Below are 17123 nucleotides of genomic sequence, written 5' to 3' on the forward strand. Positions count from 1 at the left end.
AGCAATGATTCCGCTGTCATTTGCACAACGCCGCATGTGGCTGCTGCACAAACTGGAGCGGGGGGCGGCGACCTACAACATATCGGCGGCGTTCCGGCTGACCGGCACTCTGGACCAGGACGCCCTGGTCGCAGCGATCCACGACGTGGTCGAGCGGCACGAGATCCTGCGCACCACGTATGCGACCGACGACGCCGGCGAGCCGTACGCGCGGATCCGGCCGATGGCCGAGGCGGCGCTGCGGGTGCCGGTGGCCGAGGTGACGCCCGAGGAACTGCCCGCCCAGGTCGACGAGGCCGTCGCGCACCGCTTCGACCTGGCGGCCGAACTGCCCTTCCGGGCCACCCTGCTGCGCTGCTCGCCCGAGGAGCACGTCCTCGTCCTGGTCATCCACCACATCGCCTCCGACGGCAGCTCCAGCGCGCCCCTGATGCGGGACCTGGTCGACGCCTACACCGCCCGCCGGCACGGCCGGGCGCCGGCGTGGGAGCCGCTGCCGCTGCAGTACAAGGACTACGCGCTGTGGCAGCGCGAGGTGCTCGGCGACGTGGCCGACCCGGGCAGTCTCGCGGCGGCGCAGATCGAGTACTGGCGCAAGGAACTCGCGGGCGTGCCGCAGCCGCTGAACCTGCCGCTGGACCGCCCGCGGCCCGCGGAGGCCAGCTCCCGCGGCGACACGGTCGGCATCGAGGCGGCACCCGAGGTGGCGGTCGGGCTGCAGAAGCTCGCCGACGAGCGCGGGATGAGCCTGTCGATGGTCGTGCAGTCCGCGTTGGCGGTGGTGCTGAGCAAGCTCGGCGGCGGCGAGGACGTGACGATCGGCTCCCCCATCGCCGGGCGCACCGACGAGGCGCTGGCCGACATGATCGGATGCTTCGTCAACACCCAGGTGCTGCGCGCCGACCTCTCCGGCAACCCGCGCTTCACCGACCTGCTGGCACAGGTGCGCGACAAGGCACTGAGCGCCTACGAGCACCAGGACGTGCCGTTCGACGTGGTGGTCGAGTCGATCAACCCCGACCGTTCCGCGGCCTACCAGCCGCTGTTCCAGGTGATCTTCTCCTGGCAGAGCTACGAGAAGCCCGACCTCGCGCTGCCCGGCCTGGAGATGCGGTTCGAGCAGGCCATCCCGTCGACCGCCATGGTCGACCTGACCTTCTTCCTCGCCGTGGACGGCACGGGCACGCTGCGCGGCGACCTGCAGTACGCGACCGACCTGTTCGACCGCGGCACGGCCGAGGAGATCTCCGCCCGGCTGGTGCGGGTGCTGGAGCAGTTCGCCGCCGACCCGGGCCTGCGCGTCGGCGACGTCGACGTGCTGAGCGCCCAGGAGCGCGAGCGGCTGCTGGTGGAGGTGAACGCCGCCGGCGACACCGTCGACGAGGTCACCCTGGTCGAGCTGTTCGAGCGGCAGGCGGCGCAGCGGGCCGACGAGGTCGCCGTGGTGTACGACGGCACCACGCTCACCTACGGGGAGCTGAACGCCCGGGCCAACCGTCTCGCCCGGCACCTGGTCGCCCAGGGGGTGGGGCCCGAGTCCCTGGTCGGGGTCTGCCTGGAGCGCTCGGCGGAGCTGGTCGTCGCGCTGCTGGCGGTGCTCAAGGCGGGTGGCGCCTACCTGCCGATCGACCCCGACTCCCCGGCCGACCGCATCGCCTACATCGTCGAGGACGCGGCACCCGTCCTGCTGGTCACCACCGCCGACACCGACGCCGCGCAGGACCTCGCCCACGACCTCCCCCTGGTCCGCCTCGACCGGGCCGGGGCCTTCGACGGGGAGTCCGCCGCCGACCTCACCGACGCCGAGCGCGGCACCGCGCTGCGCCCCGCGCATCCGGCGTACGTCATCTACACCTCCGGGTCCACCGGCCGCCCCAAGGGCGTGCTGATCCCGCACCGCAATGTGGTCGGGCTCTTCACCGCCACCCGGGACTTCGGCTTCGGCGCGGACGACGTGTGGACCCTGTTCCACTCCTACGCCTTCGACTTCTCGGTGTGGGAGCTGTGGGGCCCGCTGCTGCACGGCGGACGCCTCGTCGTGGTCCCCTTCGACGTCTCCCGCTCCCCGGCCGACTTCCTGAAACTCCTCGCCCGCGAGCGGGTCACCGTCCTCAACCAGACGCCCTCGGCGTTCTACCAGCTCGTCCAGGCCGACGCCGACGCCCCCGGCCAGGACCTGGCGCTGCGGTACGTGGTGTTCGGCGGCGAGGCCCTGGACCTGAACCGCCTCACCGACTGGTACGCGCGGCACGCCTCCGACGCGCCTGTGCTGGTGAACATGTACGGCATCACCGAGACCACCGTGCACGTCACCCGCATCGACCTGGACGAGCACTCCGCCGCCCGCTACCGGGCCAGCGTGATCGGCCCTGCCGTGCCGGGGCTGCGCGCCTACGTCCTGGACCCGCACCTCAGGCCGGCGCCCGTCGGCGTGACCGGCGAACTGTATGTGGCGGGCTACGGCCTGGCCCGCGGCTACCACGGCCGGCCGGGCCTGACCGCGGGCCGGTTCGTGGCCTGCCCGTTCGGCGAGCCGGGCGAGCGGATGTACCGCAGCGGCGACCTGGTCCGCTGGGGCCGCAACGGCCAGCTGGAGTACGTGGGCCGCGCCGACTCCCAGGTGAAGATCCGCGGTTTCCGCATCGAGCTGGGCGAGATCGAGCACGCGCTGGCCGGCCACCCGGAGGTGGCGCAGGCGGTGATCCTGGTCCGCGAGAACCAGGAGGGCGACAAGCGCCTGGTGGGCTACGCCGTGCCCGAGCCCGGTGCCGCCGTCACCGGGGAGGAGCTGTCGGAGTACCTGCGCGGGCGCCTGCCCGACTACATGGTGCCGTCCACGGTGATCCCGCTGGCAGAGATCCCGCTGACCTCCAACGGCAAGCTCGACAAGCGGGCCCTGCCCGCGGAGGATGCGACGACGACCGCCGCCGGCCGGGAGCCGCGCAACGCCTACGAGCGCGCGCTGTGCGAGCTGTTCGCCGAGCTGCTCGGTCTGGAGAAGGTCGGCATCGACGACGGCTTCTTCGCCCTGGGCGGCCACTCGCTGCTGGCCACCCGGCTCAGCGTCCGCATCCGCAACCAGTTCGACATCGACATCCCGATCCGGACGATCATCCGCTACCCCACGGTGGCCGAACTGGCCGCGCTGATGCTGGCCGGAGGCATACCCGACGACGACGCCGACTCCTTCGCGGTCGTCCTGCCCCTGAACAACGACCCCGGCACAGGCAAGAAGCCGGTGTGGTTCTTCCACGGGGGCGGCGGCCTGGGCTGGGCGTACTACAGCTTCGTGCTGCACCTGCCGGACCGGCCCGCCTACGCGCTGCAGTCCCGCGGCTCCGACGGCGTGGAACCGCTGGCCGGCTCCGTCGAGGAGATGATCGAGGACTACGTCACCCAGATCCTGAAGATCCAGCCGGAGGGTCCGTTCAACCTCATCGGCTGGTCCTACGGCGGCTCCGTCGTGCAGGCCGTGGCGGACGCCCTGGACCGGCGCGGACACGAGGTCGCCCTGGTGGCCGTCCTGGACGCCCAGCCGGGCGGGCACGGGTTCGAGGAGGTGCACGCCGGGAAGGACTCGTCGGACTTCCGGGCGGAGCTGGAGGACGACTTCAGCCAGTACATCCGCACCGGCAACCGGCAGCAGTTCCTGGACACCATGTCGAAGGTCCTGGCGAACAACACGGCCCTGATGATGGATTTCGAGTCGCCGGTCTACCGCGGCGACGTGGTGTATTTCAACGCCACCCTCGAGGACACGTCGTACGCGCACCTGTGGCGGCCCTACGTCCAGGGCTCCCTGGAGGTGCACGACGTGGCGGTCACGCACCACGAGATGCACATGCCCGGGCCCGTGGCGGAGATGTTCGAGGTCTTCCACCGCAAGCTGGCGTAGCGACCGCACGCCTGAGCCGGTTTTCAGCGAACGAACGAATCGATGATGGGGGTTGGTCGGGGTGACGGATCCTGGCGTGTCCGCGGGACACGGGGAGGAGACCGCGCTGCTGTGCGTGCCGTTCGCGGGGGCGGGGCCCTCGTTCTTCCACCCGTGGCGGGAGTCGGCCGCCGGCCGCTGGCGGGTGACCTCGGTGGAACTGCCGGGACGGGAGCGGCGGTTCCTGGAGACGCCGTACCGCAACGTCGTCGAGGCGGCCCGGGGCGAGATCGACGGCATCGTCGCGGACCTCGGTGAGGGGACGCCGACCGTGCTGTTCGGGCACAGCCTGGGCGCGGTGCTCGCCTACGAGCTGGCGCACCTGCTGAGCGCACGCGGCGTGCCCGTCGAGCGGCTTGTCGTCAGCGGCTCGCCGGGGCCGTGGACGCAGCGCGAGCGGCGGGCGGCGGGGCTCGAGGGCGACGAGTTCCTCGCCCGCGTGGAGGAGTTCGCCGGGTTCCGGCACGAGGCCCTGGACCACCCGGAGATGCGGGAGCTGATCCTGCCCGTGCTCCAGGCGGACTGCGAGATGCACGAGGCCTACGTGCCCAGCACCGACGACCCGCTGTCGGTGCCGATCACCTCGCTGCGGGGCGACCACGACGGCCTGGTCACCGCGGAGGAGGCCCGGCAGTGGCGGGCGGCGACCACGGCCGGGTTCGGCTACGTGGAGTTCCCCGGCGATCACATGTACCTGGTCGACCTCGGCCGGCAGGTGCTGGACGTGATCGAAGCGGAGTCCGCGCGCGAGCGCCGTGTCAGCGCCGTGACAGGCCCGTGACAGGCCCCGAGAGGAAAGTGGAACCATGAGGAGTTCAGCGATCGCAGTTTCTGGGCTGCGCAAGGCACATGGCGACAAGGTCGTGCTCGACGGCATCGACTTCCATGTCGCCGAGGGGTCGATCTTCTCCCTGCTCGGTCCTAACGGGGCGGGCAAGACGACGACGGTCAACGTCCTGACGACGTTGATGAAGGCCGATGCGGGCACGGTGCGCATCGCCGGGCACGACGTGGTGACCGAGACCCGGCAGGTGCGCGCGGCCATCGGCGTGACCGGCCAGTTCGCCGCGGTCGACGAGCTGCTGTCGGGCCGGGAGAACCTCCAGCTGATGGTGGACCTGAAGCGCGTGCGCTCCGGCGGCCAGGTGGTCTCGCGGCTGCTGGAGCGGTTCGACCTGGTGGAGTCGGCGGACAAGCTGGCGGCGACCTACTCCGGTGGTATGCGCCGCAAGCTGGATCTGGCGATGACGCTGGTCGGCGACCCGCAGATCATCTTCCTGGACGAGCCGACGACGGGTCTCGACCCGCGCAGCCGGCGCACCATGTGGAGCATCGTCCGCGAGCTGGTGGCCGACGGCACCACCATCTTCCTCACCACCCAGTATCTGGAGGAGGCCGACCAGCTCGCCGACCAGATCGCCGTGCTCAACAAGGGCCACCTGGTCGCCCGGGGCACCCCCGAGGAGCTCAAGCGCCAGATCCCCGGCACCCACGTCCGGCTCCGGTTCGCCGACGCCTACGAACTCGACACGGCGGCGCTGCTGTTCGCCGGTGCCACGCGCGACGACGAGGAGCTGACCCTGCGGGTGCCCAGCGACGGCGAGTCGAGGTCGCTGCGGGCGCTGCTGGACCGGCTCGACGAACACACGCTCAACGCCCAGGAGTTCTCCGTGCACACGCCGGACCTCGACGACGTCTTCCTCGCCCTGACCGACACCACCGGCGCCGACACCGCGGCCGCCGACGAGCACACGAGCAAGGAGGCGATCGCGGGATGAGCACCGTCTCCACGGCGCTGACCGATTCGTCGATCATGCTGCGCCGCAACCTGAAGCACACGATGCGCAACCCGGTCGCGGTGTTCAACGCGGTCCTGCTCCCGATCGTGATCATGCTGATGTTCGTCAAGGTGTTCGGCGGCGCGTTCAGCGTCGGCGACGACTACATCGACTACGCGACCCCGGGCCTGCTCGTGATGGCCATCAGCTACGGGCTGGGGGCCACCGCGACGGCCGTGAACGACGACATGACCAAGGGCGTCATCAACCGCTTCAAGGTCATGGACGTCTCCCGCGGTTCCGTCCTGACCGGACACGTCGTCGTCACCACCGTGCGCTGCGTGGTGGCCTGCGCGGCCATCATCGGCGTGGCCTTCGCGATGGGCTTCGACCCGGCCGCGAGCGGCCTGGAGTGGCTCGGCGCGATCGGTCTGATCCTGCTGCTCAGCTTCGCGGCGGGCTGGCTCACCGTCGCCGTCGGGCTGGCCGCCAAGACCGCGGAGTCGGCGGGCATGGCCACCGTGCCGCTGATCATGCTGCCGTTCCTCAGCAGCGCGTTCGTGCCCGCGGACACGATGGGGGCGGGCGTACGGCAGTTCGCCGAGTACCAGCCCTTCACGCCGATCATCGAGACGCTGCGCGGGCTGCTGACCGGCACCCCGTCGAGCGGCGACGCGATCGCGGCCCTCGCCTGGTGCGCCGGGTTCGCGATCCTCGGGTACGTGTGGGCGGTCTCCACGTTCAAGAAGCGAGCGTGACCCGGGCCGGTTCGCCCGGCATCCCCGTCAGCGCCGCCCCGGCGAGGCACCTGCCGCCGGGGCGGCGCCGTGCCGTCCGCCCCATGGGAAGACCACGAGCCGCAGCACCAGGAACCGGCCCGCGCCGGCGAGTGCCGAGGCGGACAGGTGGACGGCCTGCTCCAGCACCGCGCCGGGCGCCGCGACCAGCAGGTGCAGGACGGCCATCGCCGCGCATGTCACCGCGTACGCGGCCGTCGCCGACCCGGCCGACTGGCGCCGGGTCGCGCGCCCGCCGGCGCCGAAGGTGAAGCCGACGCTGTGCCGTCTCCATGGTCCGGCCCCCTTTCTGACTCAGCCGCCTTGTGGCGTCATAGTGGCACATTGATGGTGCCATGCCGAGGAGTTCCGCGGCATCGGTGGCCGTCGCAGGGGGCGCGCGGTGAATTCCGGTCATGTTGGCGGACGGGTTCGGTGATCCTCTGGCCTGCTGGTTCAAGGGAGCTGGCCGTTTGTACGGCCCCAGCGCGGTCCAGGGCGGGGCCAGAATGGCCCGGTGTGGCGCTACGGGTGTGCCATGGTGGAGTCACCGGCGTTGGCCGGTGTCCAGCCGTGCTGCGAAAGGAAACCCGATGAGCGAGACGGTTCCCGTCCCGAACGGCCTGCCCACGGAGCGGGACGCGGGCCCCTTCGACCCGCCCTGCGCGATCACCCGGCTGCGCACGGCCCGCCCGGTCAGCCCTCTGCGCTTCCCCGACGGGCACGAGGGTTGGCTGGTCACCGGCTACGAGGAGGCCCGTCGGCTGCTGGCCGACACCCGGTTCAGCTCCCGCCAGGATCTGGGCGTGATGCACGTGCCCTACGACGTCCCCGGCATGCCCGTCCCCACCGAACCCTCCCCGCAGATCCCGGGCGTGTTCATCGCCATGGACCCGCCGGACCACACCCGGCTGCGGCGCAGGCTCACCGGTGCCTTCACTGTCAAGCGCATGAAGGAGCTGGAGGACCACATCGTCGACATCGCCGAGCGGCAGCTCGACGCCCTGGCGCGGCTGACCCCGCCGGTCGACCTGGTCGAGGAGTTCGCGCTGCCGGTGCCCTCGCTGGTCATCTGCGAACTGCTCGGCGTCCCCTACGAGGACCGGGCGACCTTCCAGAGCAACACCGCCAAGTTCCTCGTCCGGGACCAGGCGTTCGACGAGAAGATGGCCGCGTACGGCGCCATGACCGGGTACCTCGCCGAACTGGTCACCCGCAAACGCGCCGAACCCGGCGAGGACATCCTGTCCGACCTGGCCCGCCAGGAGGACCTGACCGTCGAGGAACTGACCGGCTGCGCCTTCCTGTTGCTGCTCGCCGGCCACGAGACCACCGTCAACCAGCTCGCGCTCGGCACCTTCGCGCTCCTGGAGCACCCCGAGCAGATGGTCGCCCTGCGCGCCGACCCGGAGCTGATCCCCGACGCAGTCGAGGAACTCATGCGCTACCTGTCCGTCGCCGACATCTTCTACCGGTACGCCACGGAGGACATCGAGCTGGGCGGCGAGACCATCGGCAAGGGCTCGACCGTCGTCGTCTCCCTGCTGGCGGCCAACCGCGACCCCCGGCGCTTCGAGAACCCCGACACCCTGGACGTCCGCCGCAAGGCCCGCGGCCACCTGGCCTTCGGCCACGGCGTCCACCAGTGCCTCGGCCAGCAGCTGGGCCGCATCGAGATGCGCGCCGGCTTCGGCGGACTGCTGCGCCGCTTCCCGACCCTGCGGCTCGCCGTCCCCGCCGATGAGGTGCGGCTGCGGACCGACATGAACATCTACGGCGTTCACGAACTGCCGGTCACCTGGACGGAAACCGCCCCCTGAGCCGCCGGCCGGGTGCGGTCAGGGGCGGGCGCGGCGGACGTCGATGTTGCCGTGCCGGGTGCGGGCGCGGATCTTGACGATGTCCTCGCTCTGCTCCGGGACGCCGGACGCGGTGAGACCGTTGCGGACCTGGCCGGAGCCCGAGTGGGCGTCGAGCCAGACCGCGGTGCCCTCGCGGACGCCGACCTCGATGGTGCCGGAGGAGGTCTCCAACTGGACGGTGCCGCGGACCACCTCGCCCAGCCGCACGGTGCCGTGCGCGGTGGTCGCGGTGACCGACTCCTCGGCGCACGCGATGTCGATGTCGCCGTGGGCGCCGCTGACCCGCAGTTCGCCGATGGCCGCGCCGACCGTAGTGGTGCCGTGGGAGTTCTTCAGGACGGCGGGACCGTCCAGCAGGCCGACGCGCACGCTGCCCGAGCTGGTGGCGATCTCGGCGCCGCCCTCGACGCGGTCCACGGTGACGGAGCCGTGGGAGGCGGTGACGGTCAGCGGGCCGGTGACGTCAAGGCGGATGTCGCCGGAGGAGGTCTTCACCCGGACCTCGCCGAGCCGGCCCTCGCCGAACACCTGCGTCCAGGCCCCGGTCACGTCGACGTGCGAGCCCGCCGGCAGCTCGACGGTCACGTCCACGGTGCCGGTGCGGCCGAACAGGCCGGACTTCGGGGTGCGCACGGTCAGCACGCCGCCCGCGCAGGCGACTTCGGTCTGGCCTGCGGCCCGCACGTCCGGGTCCTTCTCCGGGTCGCGGGGCCGGACCTCGACGACGGTGTCGAGGCGGTCGGCGGCGGTGAACTGGATGGACCCGGCCTCCACGCGCGCGGTGACCGAGATCGCCTCGGGGGTGTCGAAGGTGGGCATGGCGGTCCCGTCCTGTGAGGTGGGTGACGTGGCGCGGGGTGCGGGCGCGCTCAGCGCACCCAGCCGGTGAAGCTCTGGCCGACGGTGCGGGGCTTCTCCGCCGTAGGCGGGCGGGTGCCGCCGTCGACCGCGGCCGACACGGCACGCACCAGCCACGCGTTGACCGACAGGCCCTCACGGGACGCGGCCTCCTCGGCGCGGGCCTTGAGGCGGGCGGGCAGGCGCAGGTTGACGCGGGCGGTGCCGCCCTCCTCGCCCTCGGACGGGACGGCGGCCCGCAGCGGTTCGGCGGGCGCCGCCGGCTCCGCGGGCGCGTCGGCGTCGGCGGGCGGCAGGGTCACCACGAAGTCGGGGTCGAGCCCGCGCAGCCGTACGTCGACCGAGCCGGGGGCGAGTTCACGGGTGATCTCGTCCATCGCGGCGGACAGCACGCTGAGCATGGTCAGCCGGGCCGCCGACTCCAACGGCGCGGTGAGCCGGTCGGCCAGCTCGCGGGCATCGTCCCCGCCGGCCTCGGCGGCCACCGCGAGCTCGCGGCGGAGGGCGTCGACGTACGGCGTGAGGTCCATGACGTCATGGTGGTATCACTGTGGCGCCATATGCAAGCCGGGTGAACTGCGGCAAGACGGGCCCCGGCGCCCCGAGGGAGACGGCGGGGCGCCGGGTGGCGTGGGGTGGTGCCGCCGTGGTGCGACGGCGGGCCGCCGGATCAGCCCCGCAGGGCCGGGCCGAACCACGTCGTCAGGGCCGTCCGGAGCGCCGAGAGGTCGGGCGTCTCGCCGGGGGCGGCGGCCCACGCGACATGGCCGTCGGGGCGCACCAGCAGCGCGGCGGGAGCGGGGATCGGGCCGATGCCCGGGACGACCCAGTGCTCGTCCTCGCTGCGCGCCTCCACCAGGTCCACGCGGTCGGCCCAGCCCTTGACGGCCGCCGCCACCTCGGCACTGCCGCGCAGGTCGAGCAGGACGGGCCGGGCGTGGTGCAGCAACTCGTAGAGGTACGTGGGGCCCTGTCCCGTGTCGAGGTCGGCGTCGGGGACCCGGCGGCCCTCCAGCGGGTGGTCGCCGTCGACCGGGTAGCGGATGTCCAGCGCGTTGAGCATGTGGCGCAGATGGCGGTTGACGTCGTCGAACACCATCAGCGAGCCGAACACCTCGCGCAGCGCGTCCGTCTGGGCGCCGGGGCGGACCAGCGCCGACTGGGCGCGGGTGTTGTGCAGCACGCGCTCCCCGACCGGGTGGCGCTCGGCGTGGTAGCTGTCCAGCAGGCTCTCCGGCGCCTGGCCGCGCACCACCGCGGCCAGCTTCCAGCCCAGGTTGACCGCGTCCTGCACGCCCGTGTTCAGCCCCTGGCCGCCGGCCGGGAAGTGGATGTGCGCCGCGTCGCCCGCGAGCAGCACCCGGCCCGCCCGGTACCGGGCCGCCTGCCGGGCGGCGTCGGTGAACCGGGAGACCCACCGGGGTTCGCGCATGCCGAAGTCGGTGCCCGCGACCCTGATCAGCGACTCCCGCAACTGCTCGAACGTCACCGGCTCGTCGCGGTCCGGGACGCGGTCGTACTCCGAGGTGATCACCCGGTACCAGCCCGGCTCGAAGGCGATCGCCGAGTAGTCGCCGGCCGGGCGGCGCCGCACCCAGACGTAGTCCTCGGGCAGGTCGGGCAGTTCGACGTCACCGATCAGCGCGGTCATCGTCGGCTCGGTGCCGGGGAAGTCGATGCCCGCCAGCTTGCGCACCGAGCTGCGCCCGCCGTCGCAGCCCACGAGATAGCGGGCGCGCAGCGCCCCGGCCGCGCCCAGGTCGACCGTCACGCCGGTCCCGTCCTGGTGGATGCCGCTCACCTCGGACGACCAGCACATCCGCACACCCAGCTCGGTGGCCCACTCCTCCAGCAGGCGCTCGACGGCGGACTGAAGGATCATCAGCGGATACGGGTGCCGGGACTCGGACTCGTCGAAGTCCAGGTAGAGCCCGGAGAAGTGGCCCACCGGCTGCAGTTCGCCCTCCGCCAGGAAGCGGTCCAGGACACCGCGCTGGTCCAGCACCTCCAGGGTGCGGGAGTGGATGCCGCCGGCGCGTGACTCACCCGTCCGCTCGGCGAGGCGCTCGGCCACCACCACGTCGACGCCCGCCAGGCGCAGCTCGCAAGCGAGCATCAGGCCGGTCGGCCCGGCGCCCGCGATCACCACGTCCGCGTCCATGCCGGTGTTCTCCACGTCGTTGCCCCCTCTGAATTTCTGCCGAGTCACTGCTGATTCACGGTTTAGTCGGTGCTTTTCCAGTGCTTTTCGAGTGCCTTTCCACTGCGCCTCTAGCGTCGTGAACCACTTTCCCCTTGCCCTGTCCCGCCGGCGGGACGGTTTCATAGGGGGCGGGTGTTCCGGGGGTGTCAGCATGCAAGCGCGCCGGTCCATCCTCAACCTCACCGGCCGACGCGAGTCGGCAGGCCACCGACAGGGTGGGAGCGGGCCCGCATTCACGCGACACTCAATTCGGCCATTCACTCGGCCCCATACGGATTTTGTCTCGCCGGCGGGACAGCGGAAAAGAGCTCGGCGGAGGAAGGAAAATGGCAATGGAGCAGCAAGCCGCGCCTTCGAGTGCGCCGGTGTCCCTGGTGCAGGAAATAGCAGCGCTGTGGGGAGAGTGCCTGGACGGCCGTGAGGTCGGGGCGGAGGACGACTTCTTCGCGCTGGGCGGGAACTCACTCGCCGGAATCAAGATCATCGAACGGGTGACGCAGGACTACGGAGTCCGGCTCTCCGTGCGCGACTTCTACCTCGCGGGGACCCCCACCCGGATCGCCGAGCTGATCGAACAGGGGAGGGCGGGGACGTGAGGCTGACGCCGGGTCCCGCGCGCGACGTCGACCTCGGCAGCGTCGACCTGTTCGACCTGGACCTGTACACCGAGGGCGACCCGCACCCCGTCTGGGACGTGATGCGGGAGAAGGCCCCCCTGCACCACCAGGTCCTGCCCGACGGGCGGGAGTTCTGGTCGGTGACCCGCTTCGAGGACGTCTGCCGCGTCCTCGGCGACCACCGCGAGTTCACCTCCGAGCGCGGCACGGTCCCCACCCATCTCGGGACGGACGACGTCGCGGCCGGCGTGCTGCTGACCTCCACCGACCCGCCGCGGCACACCGAGGTCCGCCGCCCGCTCGGCTCCAAGCTCACCGCGCGGGCGGTGAAGTCCTGGGAGGACTCCATCCGGGGGACGATCGTCCGCTTCCTGGAGCCGGCGCTCGACGGGGAACCCTTCGACCTGGCCGAGCGGGCCCTGCTCCTGCCGGCGATGGTCACCGGCCCGCTGCTGGGCCTCCCCGAGAAGGACTGGGCCGAACTCGTCCAGCTCACCGCGATGGTGACGGCCCCCTCGGACCCGCACTTCCTGGAGGGCAGTGAGGCCGCCACCCTGGCCATCGCCCACCACGAGCTGGTCACCTACGTCCGGGAGTGGGTCCGCTCGCGGCGGGCGTCCGGCTTCGAGGACGACAGCCTCCTGCACCACCTCATGAACGTCCGCCCGGGCGGCGCGCCGCTGTCCGACGAGGAGATCGCCCTCGACGGCTACAGCATCCTGCTGGGCGCCAACGTCACCACCCCGCACACCGTCTCGGGCACGGTGCACGCGCTCATCGAGCGGCCCGAGCAGTTCGAGAAGGCCCAGGCCGACCCGACGCTGATCCCGAACCTGGTCGAGGAGGGGCTGCGCTGGACCTCGGCCGCGTGCAACTTCATGCGGTACGCGGTGGACGACGTCGAGATCGCCGGGGGCACGATCCCGGCCCGCGGGGCGGTCGTCGCGTGGATCGGCTCGGCCAACCGGGACGCCGCCCAGTTCCCCGACCCGCACACCTTCGACATCACGCGCGCCAACGCCAAGCGCCAGGTCGCGTTCGGATTCGGGCCGCACTTCTGCATCGGGGCACCGCTCGCCCGGCTGACCCTGCGCGTCTTCTTCGAGGAACTGCTCCAGCGGTTCGGCTCGATCGACCTCGCCGGCGAACCGCAGCATCTGCGGTCGTACTTCATCGCCGGGATGACCCACCTGCCCATCACCGCCCAGAAACGGCAGACGCCATGACCTCCGGCTCCACCACCGTCGCGTCGCCGTGGTTCGTCCGGCCGCCGGCCGCCGGCCACGCCGCCCGGATCTTCGGCCTCCCCTTCGCCGGGTCCGGGGCCTCGGCCTTCAGCGCCTGGCCGGCCGCGCTCGGCGACGCCGAGTTCTGCCCGGTGCAGTTCCCCGGCCGCGAGAACCGGCTGGCCCACCCCCACTACGGCACCTACGAGAACCTCGCCGCCGGCCTCGCCGAGGCGCTGCGCCCGCATCTGGAGGAGCCGTACGCGCTCTTCGGGCACTGCGCGGGCGCGCTGCCCGCCTACGAGACCGTCCTCCGGCTCGCCGGCCTCGGCCTGCCCACGCCCGCGTGCCTGTTCGTGTCGGGCCAGCCCGCGCCGCACGACGCCGCGGGCGACCGGATGCTCGCCATGACCGAGGCCGAACTGCGCGCCGAGGTGGAGGCGTTCCTGCGCGGCCGGGGCATCGAGCCGCGGCCGGACATGGTCGACCTGGGCCTGATGGTGCTGCTGCGCGACCACGCCGCCGCGGCCGCGTACCGGCGGACCGAGCCGGCCCCGGTGCCCTGCCCCGTCGTCGTCCTGCACTGGCGCGACGACCCCGACGTCGGCCTCGACCGGCTCCAGGGCTGGCGCCGGTACGCGGACTCCGTCGAGTTCGTGTCCGTCGACGGCGGCCACTACGACTTCATGGACGCGCCGGACGAGCTGCGGCACGTGCTGACCCGCTGGCGATGAGCGCGGCACAGCCGCCCGCGAGAGCCGTACACCGAGGGAACCGGAAGGAAATCGTATGAGTGGCGCAGCCACCGATATTGCCGTCATCGGGATGTCGTGCCGCTTTCCCGGGGTGCGCGACGTGGACGACTTCTGGCGCCTGCTGCTCGACGGCGGGTCGACCATCGGGACCTTCCCCGAGGACCGGACGGTCGTCCCGGACCGCGCGCCCCACCCGGACGCGGCCACCGTGAACTCCGGGTCGTTCCTCGACGCCGTCGACGGCTTCGACGCGGAGTTCTTCGGCACGTCCGCGGCGGAGGCGGCCGCCATGGACCCCGTGCAACGGCTGGGCCTGGAGCTGGCCTGGGAGGCCGTCGAGGACGCCCGCGTCCCGGCGAGTGCGCTCGCGGGCCGCGACATCGACGTCGTGGTCGGCGCCGGCCCGTCCGGGTACGACCTGCTGCGCAAGCTGACCGGCAGCGACCAGGACGACCACTACGCCGTCCTCGGCTCCGGCGGCGCGCTGATCGCCAACCGCATCTCCCACCTGTTCGACGTCCGCGGCATGAGCCTGTGCGCGGACTCCGGCCAGTCCTCCTCCCTGGTGTCCCTGGCGCTGACCTGCGAACGGATCCGCAGCGGCGCCGTCGACACGGCGCTCGCCGGCGGCGTGCACCTGATCGCCGACCCGGAGGCGGGACTGGGCCTGGCCAACCTCGGCGCCCTGTCGCCCGACGGCCGCTGCCACCCCTTCGACGCCCGGGCCAACGGCTTCGTGCGCGGCGAGGGCGGGGCGTTCGTCGTGCTCAAGCGGCTCGACCGGGCCCTCGCCGACGGCGACCACGTCTACGCCGTGGTGCGCGGCTGGGGCGTCGGCAGCGGCGGCGCCTCCTCCCGGATGCCGGACCCCAGCCCCACCGGGCAGGCGGCGGCCGTGCTGTCCGCCCTGAAGGCCGCGGACGTCGACTTCGACGGCGTCGAGTACGTCGAGGCGCACGGCACCGGCACCCGGCGCGGCGACCCGGCCGAACTCACCGGTCTGCGCGAGGTGTTCCGGCACACCGGCCGCAGCCGCCCCCTGGTGATCGGCTCGGTGAAGGCGAACGTCGGGCACCTGGAGCCCGCCGCCGGGATCGTCGGCTTCGTGAAGGCGGTGCTCTGCCTGGACCGCGCCCACCTGGTCCCGCACCCCGGCTTCGAGACCCCGAACCCCGAGATCCCGGACTTCCACGACGACTTCGAGGTCCTGCGCACCGCGCGGCCCTGGCCGGGCACACCGGACCGGCCCCGGCGCGCCGGCGTCACATCGGTCGGCATGGGCGGCACCACCGCCCACGTCGTCCTGGAACAGGCCCCCGGAACACCGGCCGAGACCGGGGAGCGGGCGCCCGGCGTCCCCGGCGTGCTGCCGTGGGTGCTGTCGGCGCGCTCCGAGGCGGCCCTGCGGGAGCAGGCGGCCCGGCTGCGGGACCGCGTGACGGCCGATCCGTCGCTGACGGCGGCCGACGTGGGGCACTCGCTGGTGGCCACGCGGACGGCGTTCGCGCACCGGGCGGTGGTGCTCGGCGCCGACCGCGAGGAGGCGCTGGCCGGCCTGGGCCTGCTGGCGGACGGCGGCGACGGGGCACGCGCCGTGCGCGGCGTGGCCGCCGGTCCCGCCGGACCGGTCGTCTTCGTCTTCCCCGGCCAGGGCTCGCAGTGGCTCGGCATGGGACGACGGCTGTACGCCGAGTCGGAGGTCTTCGCCCGCGCGATCGACGACTGCGCGCGGGCGCTGGAGCCATGGACCGACTGGTCCCTGCTCGACCTGGTGACCGGCGCGCAGTCGGCGCCCTCGCTGGAGCGCGGGGACGCCGTGGTACAGCCGGCGCTGTTCGCGATGATGGTCTCCCTGGCCCGCCTCTGGCAGTCGCTCGGCGTGGTCCCCGACGCGGTGGTCGGGCACTCGCAGGGCGAGATCGCCGCCGCCTGCGCGGCCGGCGCGCTCTCCCTGGAGGACGCCGCCCGGGTGGTCGCCCTGCGCAGCCGGGCCCTGACCGCACTGGCGGGCCTCGGCGGGATGAACGCGGTCGCCGCCCCCCTCGCCGAGGTGGAGAAGCGGCTGACCCGGTGGCCCGGGCGGCTGTCCGTCGCCGCCGTCAACGGGCCGGCCTCCGTGGTGATCTCCGGAGACCTTCAGGCCCTGGAGGAGTTCGCCGCCGAGGCCGCCGCCGACGGGGTGCGGGTGCGGCGGGTCCGGATCGAGTACGCCTCCCACTCCCACCAGGTCGAACGCATCCGCGACGAGGTGCTCGCCGCCACCGGGCACGTCACGCCGCGGCCGACGCCGGTGGAGTTCCACTCCACGGTCACCGCCGGGCGGATCGACACCCGCCTCCTGGACGGCGCGTACTGGTACGACAACCTGCGCTCGACGGTGCGGTTCGGCGAGGTCGTCGCCGCCCTGATGCGCGAGCGCGGCGGCGTGTACGTCGAGGTCAGCCCGCATCCGGTGCTCCAGGTGGCGATGGAGGAGACCGCCGACGCGCTGGCGAGCCCGCCCCCGGTGCTGAACACCCTGAACAAGCACGACGACGGCGCCGGCAAGGTCCTCACGTCGGCGGCCGAACTGCACGTGCGCGGCGTGCCGGTGAGCTGGGAGACGGTGTTCGCCGCGGCCCGGCCGCGCCGGGTCGCCCTGCCCACCTACCCGTTCCAGCGGCAGCGGTACTGGCTGACCGCGCCGGACGGCCCCGACGCCCCGGACGCGGCCCCCGAAGGGCCGGACCTCGCCTCGGAGGCGTCCGTCCGCGCCCTGGTGTGCGCCGAGACGGCCGCGCTGCTGACCGCGAAGGACGCCGACGCGCGGCTCACCGGCGCCGGCCCGGCGGCGAGGGCGGGCGAGACCTTCAAGGCCCTGGGGTTCGACTCCTCGATGGTCGTGGCGCTCCGCAACCGGCTCACCGCGGTGACCGGCGTACGCCTCCCGGCCACCGTCGCGTTCACCCACCCCACGCCGCGGCAGCTCGCCCGGCACCTCTTCTCCCTCCTGACGCCGCAGGAGCCCGCCCCGGCCGAGACGGCCGCGGAGGCAACGCCCGCGCCCGAGGAGCGCCTGGAAAGTCGTAGTGATGACGATCTGTACGCATTGATCGACCGCGGATACGTGTAGCA

The 17123-nt window shown here is 72.7% G+C and carries 12 protein-coding genes and 1 pseudogene; 9 read left to right on the plus strand and 4 right to left on the minus strand.

Annotation, left to right across the window (positions count from 1 at the left end; translation table 11 throughout):
* Window positions 1-4: 4 nt before the first annotated feature.
* From AB0G20_RS36440 to AB0G20_RS36455, 4 genes are all read left to right on the plus strand, one after another.
* Window positions 5-3895: an amino acid adenylation domain-containing protein gene (locus tag AB0G20_RS36440; RefSeq protein WP_361310337.1), complete on the plus strand. Its 3891-nt coding sequence runs from the start codon at window positions 5-7 to the stop codon at window positions 3893-3895.
* Window positions 3896-3971: 76 nt separating this feature from the next.
* Window positions 3972-4715 carry an alpha/beta fold hydrolase gene (locus AB0G20_RS36445; RefSeq protein ID WP_361310339.1) on the plus strand — a complete coding sequence of 248 codons (744 nt, stop codon included), beginning with the start codon at window positions 3972-3974 and terminating at the stop codon, window positions 4713-4715.
* Between the two features lie 25 nt (window positions 4716-4740).
* Entirely contained in the window at window positions 4741-5712 is a 972-nt protein-coding gene (locus AB0G20_RS36450) for an ATP-binding cassette domain-containing protein (protein WP_361310342.1), read from the plus strand.
* Window positions 5709-6470 (plus strand): ABC transporter permease, encoded by a 762-nt coding sequence (locus tag AB0G20_RS36455; RefSeq protein WP_361310344.1) that lies wholly within the window; start codon window positions 5709-5711, stop codon window positions 6468-6470. The genes AB0G20_RS36450 and AB0G20_RS36455 overlap by 4 nt, the downstream gene beginning before the upstream one ends.
* An 87-nt stretch (window positions 6471-6557) precedes the next feature.
* On the opposite strand, the pseudogene AB0G20_RS36460 reads toward AB0G20_RS36455, so the two are convergent.
* Window positions 6558-6773, minus strand: a pseudogene (locus AB0G20_RS36460) (hypothetical protein); the annotation flags it as partial.
* A gap of 308 nt (window positions 6774-7081) precedes the next feature.
* Between AB0G20_RS36460 and AB0G20_RS36465 the strand changes: the two are divergent.
* On the plus strand, window positions 7082-8308 hold the full coding sequence (locus AB0G20_RS36465; protein ID WP_361310346.1) for a cytochrome P450: 1227 nt from the start codon (window positions 7082-7084) through the stop codon (window positions 8306-8308).
* Between the two features lie 18 nt (window positions 8309-8326).
* Here AB0G20_RS36465 and AB0G20_RS36470 read toward each other — a convergent pair whose 3' ends face one another.
* The 3 genes from AB0G20_RS36470 to AB0G20_RS36480 all read right to left on the minus strand — a co-directional run bounded on the left by AB0G20_RS36470 (window position 8327) and on the right by AB0G20_RS36480 (window position 11384).
* Window positions 8327-9169, minus strand: coding sequence for a DUF4097 family beta strand repeat-containing protein (locus tag AB0G20_RS36470; RefSeq protein WP_361310348.1), 843 nt, complete (start codon window positions 9167-9169; stop codon window positions 8327-8329).
* A gap of 50 nt (window positions 9170-9219) precedes the next feature.
* Window positions 9220-9738: a hypothetical protein gene (locus AB0G20_RS36475; protein ID WP_361310350.1), complete on the minus strand. Its 519-nt coding sequence runs from the start codon at window positions 9736-9738 to the stop codon at window positions 9220-9222.
* 140 nt (window positions 9739-9878) lie between these two features.
* Window positions 9879-11384, minus strand: coding sequence for an FAD-dependent monooxygenase (locus AB0G20_RS36480; protein WP_361310352.1), 1506 nt, complete (start codon window positions 11382-11384; stop codon window positions 9879-9881).
* A 359-nt stretch (window positions 11385-11743) separates the two neighbouring features.
* On the opposite strand from AB0G20_RS36480, the gene AB0G20_RS36485 reads away from it, so the two are divergent.
* Genes AB0G20_RS36485 through AB0G20_RS36500 form a run of 4 tightly spaced genes read left to right on the plus strand, consistent with a single transcriptional unit; the run spans window position 11744 to window position 17121 of the window.
* Window positions 11744-12007: a phosphopantetheine-binding protein gene (locus tag AB0G20_RS36485; RefSeq protein ID WP_361310354.1), complete on the plus strand. Its 264-nt coding sequence runs from the start codon at window positions 11744-11746 to the stop codon at window positions 12005-12007.
* Complete coding sequence (locus tag AB0G20_RS36490; protein ID WP_361310357.1) at window positions 12004-13254, plus strand: cytochrome P450; 1251 nt, start codon at window positions 12004-12006, stop codon at window positions 13252-13254. The genes AB0G20_RS36485 and AB0G20_RS36490 overlap by 4 nt, the downstream gene beginning before the upstream one ends.
* Window positions 13251-13988, plus strand: coding sequence for a thioesterase domain-containing protein (locus AB0G20_RS36495; protein ID WP_361310360.1), 738 nt, complete (start codon window positions 13251-13253; stop codon window positions 13986-13988). Before AB0G20_RS36490 ends, AB0G20_RS36495 begins: the two co-directional genes overlap by 4 nt.
* A gap of 55 nt (window positions 13989-14043) precedes the next feature.
* Window positions 14044-17121: an acyltransferase domain-containing protein gene (locus AB0G20_RS36500; RefSeq protein ID WP_361310364.1), complete on the plus strand. Its 3078-nt coding sequence runs from the start codon at window positions 14044-14046 to the stop codon at window positions 17119-17121.
* Window positions 17122-17123 lie beyond the last annotated feature (2 nt).

The organism is Streptomyces sp. NPDC024017 (assembly GCF_040638895.1).
Lineage (GTDB): Bacteria > Actinomycetota > Actinomycetes > Streptomycetales > Streptomycetaceae > Streptomyces.

Coding starts and splice junctions, on each gene's coding strand:
- AB0G20_RS36440 (WP_361310337.1), top strand. CDS start 5: ATGATTCCGCTGTCATTTGCACAACGCCGCATGTGGCTGCTGCACAAA.
- AB0G20_RS36450 (WP_361310342.1), top strand. CDS start 4,741: ATGAGGAGTTCAGCGATCGCAGTTTCTGGGCTGCGCAAGGCACATGGC.
- AB0G20_RS36455 (WP_361310344.1), top strand. CDS start 5,709: ATGAGCACCGTCTCCACGGCGCTGACCGATTCGTCGATCATGCTGCGC.
- AB0G20_RS36465 (WP_361310346.1), top strand. CDS start 7,082: ATGAGCGAGACGGTTCCCGTCCCGAACGGCCTGCCCACGGAGCGGGAC.
- AB0G20_RS36470 (WP_361310348.1), bottom strand. CDS start 9,169: ATGCCCACCTTCGACACCCCCGAGGCGATCTCGGTCACCGCGCGCGTG.
- AB0G20_RS36475 (WP_361310350.1), bottom strand. CDS start 9,738: ATGGACCTCACGCCGTACGTCGACGCCCTCCGCCGCGAGCTCGCGGTG.
- AB0G20_RS36485 (WP_361310354.1), top strand. CDS start 11,744: ATGGAGCAGCAAGCCGCGCCTTCGAGTGCGCCGGTGTCCCTGGTGCAG.
- AB0G20_RS36495 (WP_361310360.1), top strand. CDS start 13,251: ATGACCTCCGGCTCCACCACCGTCGCGTCGCCGTGGTTCGTCCGGCCG.
- AB0G20_RS36500 (WP_361310364.1), top strand. CDS start 14,044: ATGAGTGGCGCAGCCACCGATATTGCCGTCATCGGGATGTCGTGCCGC.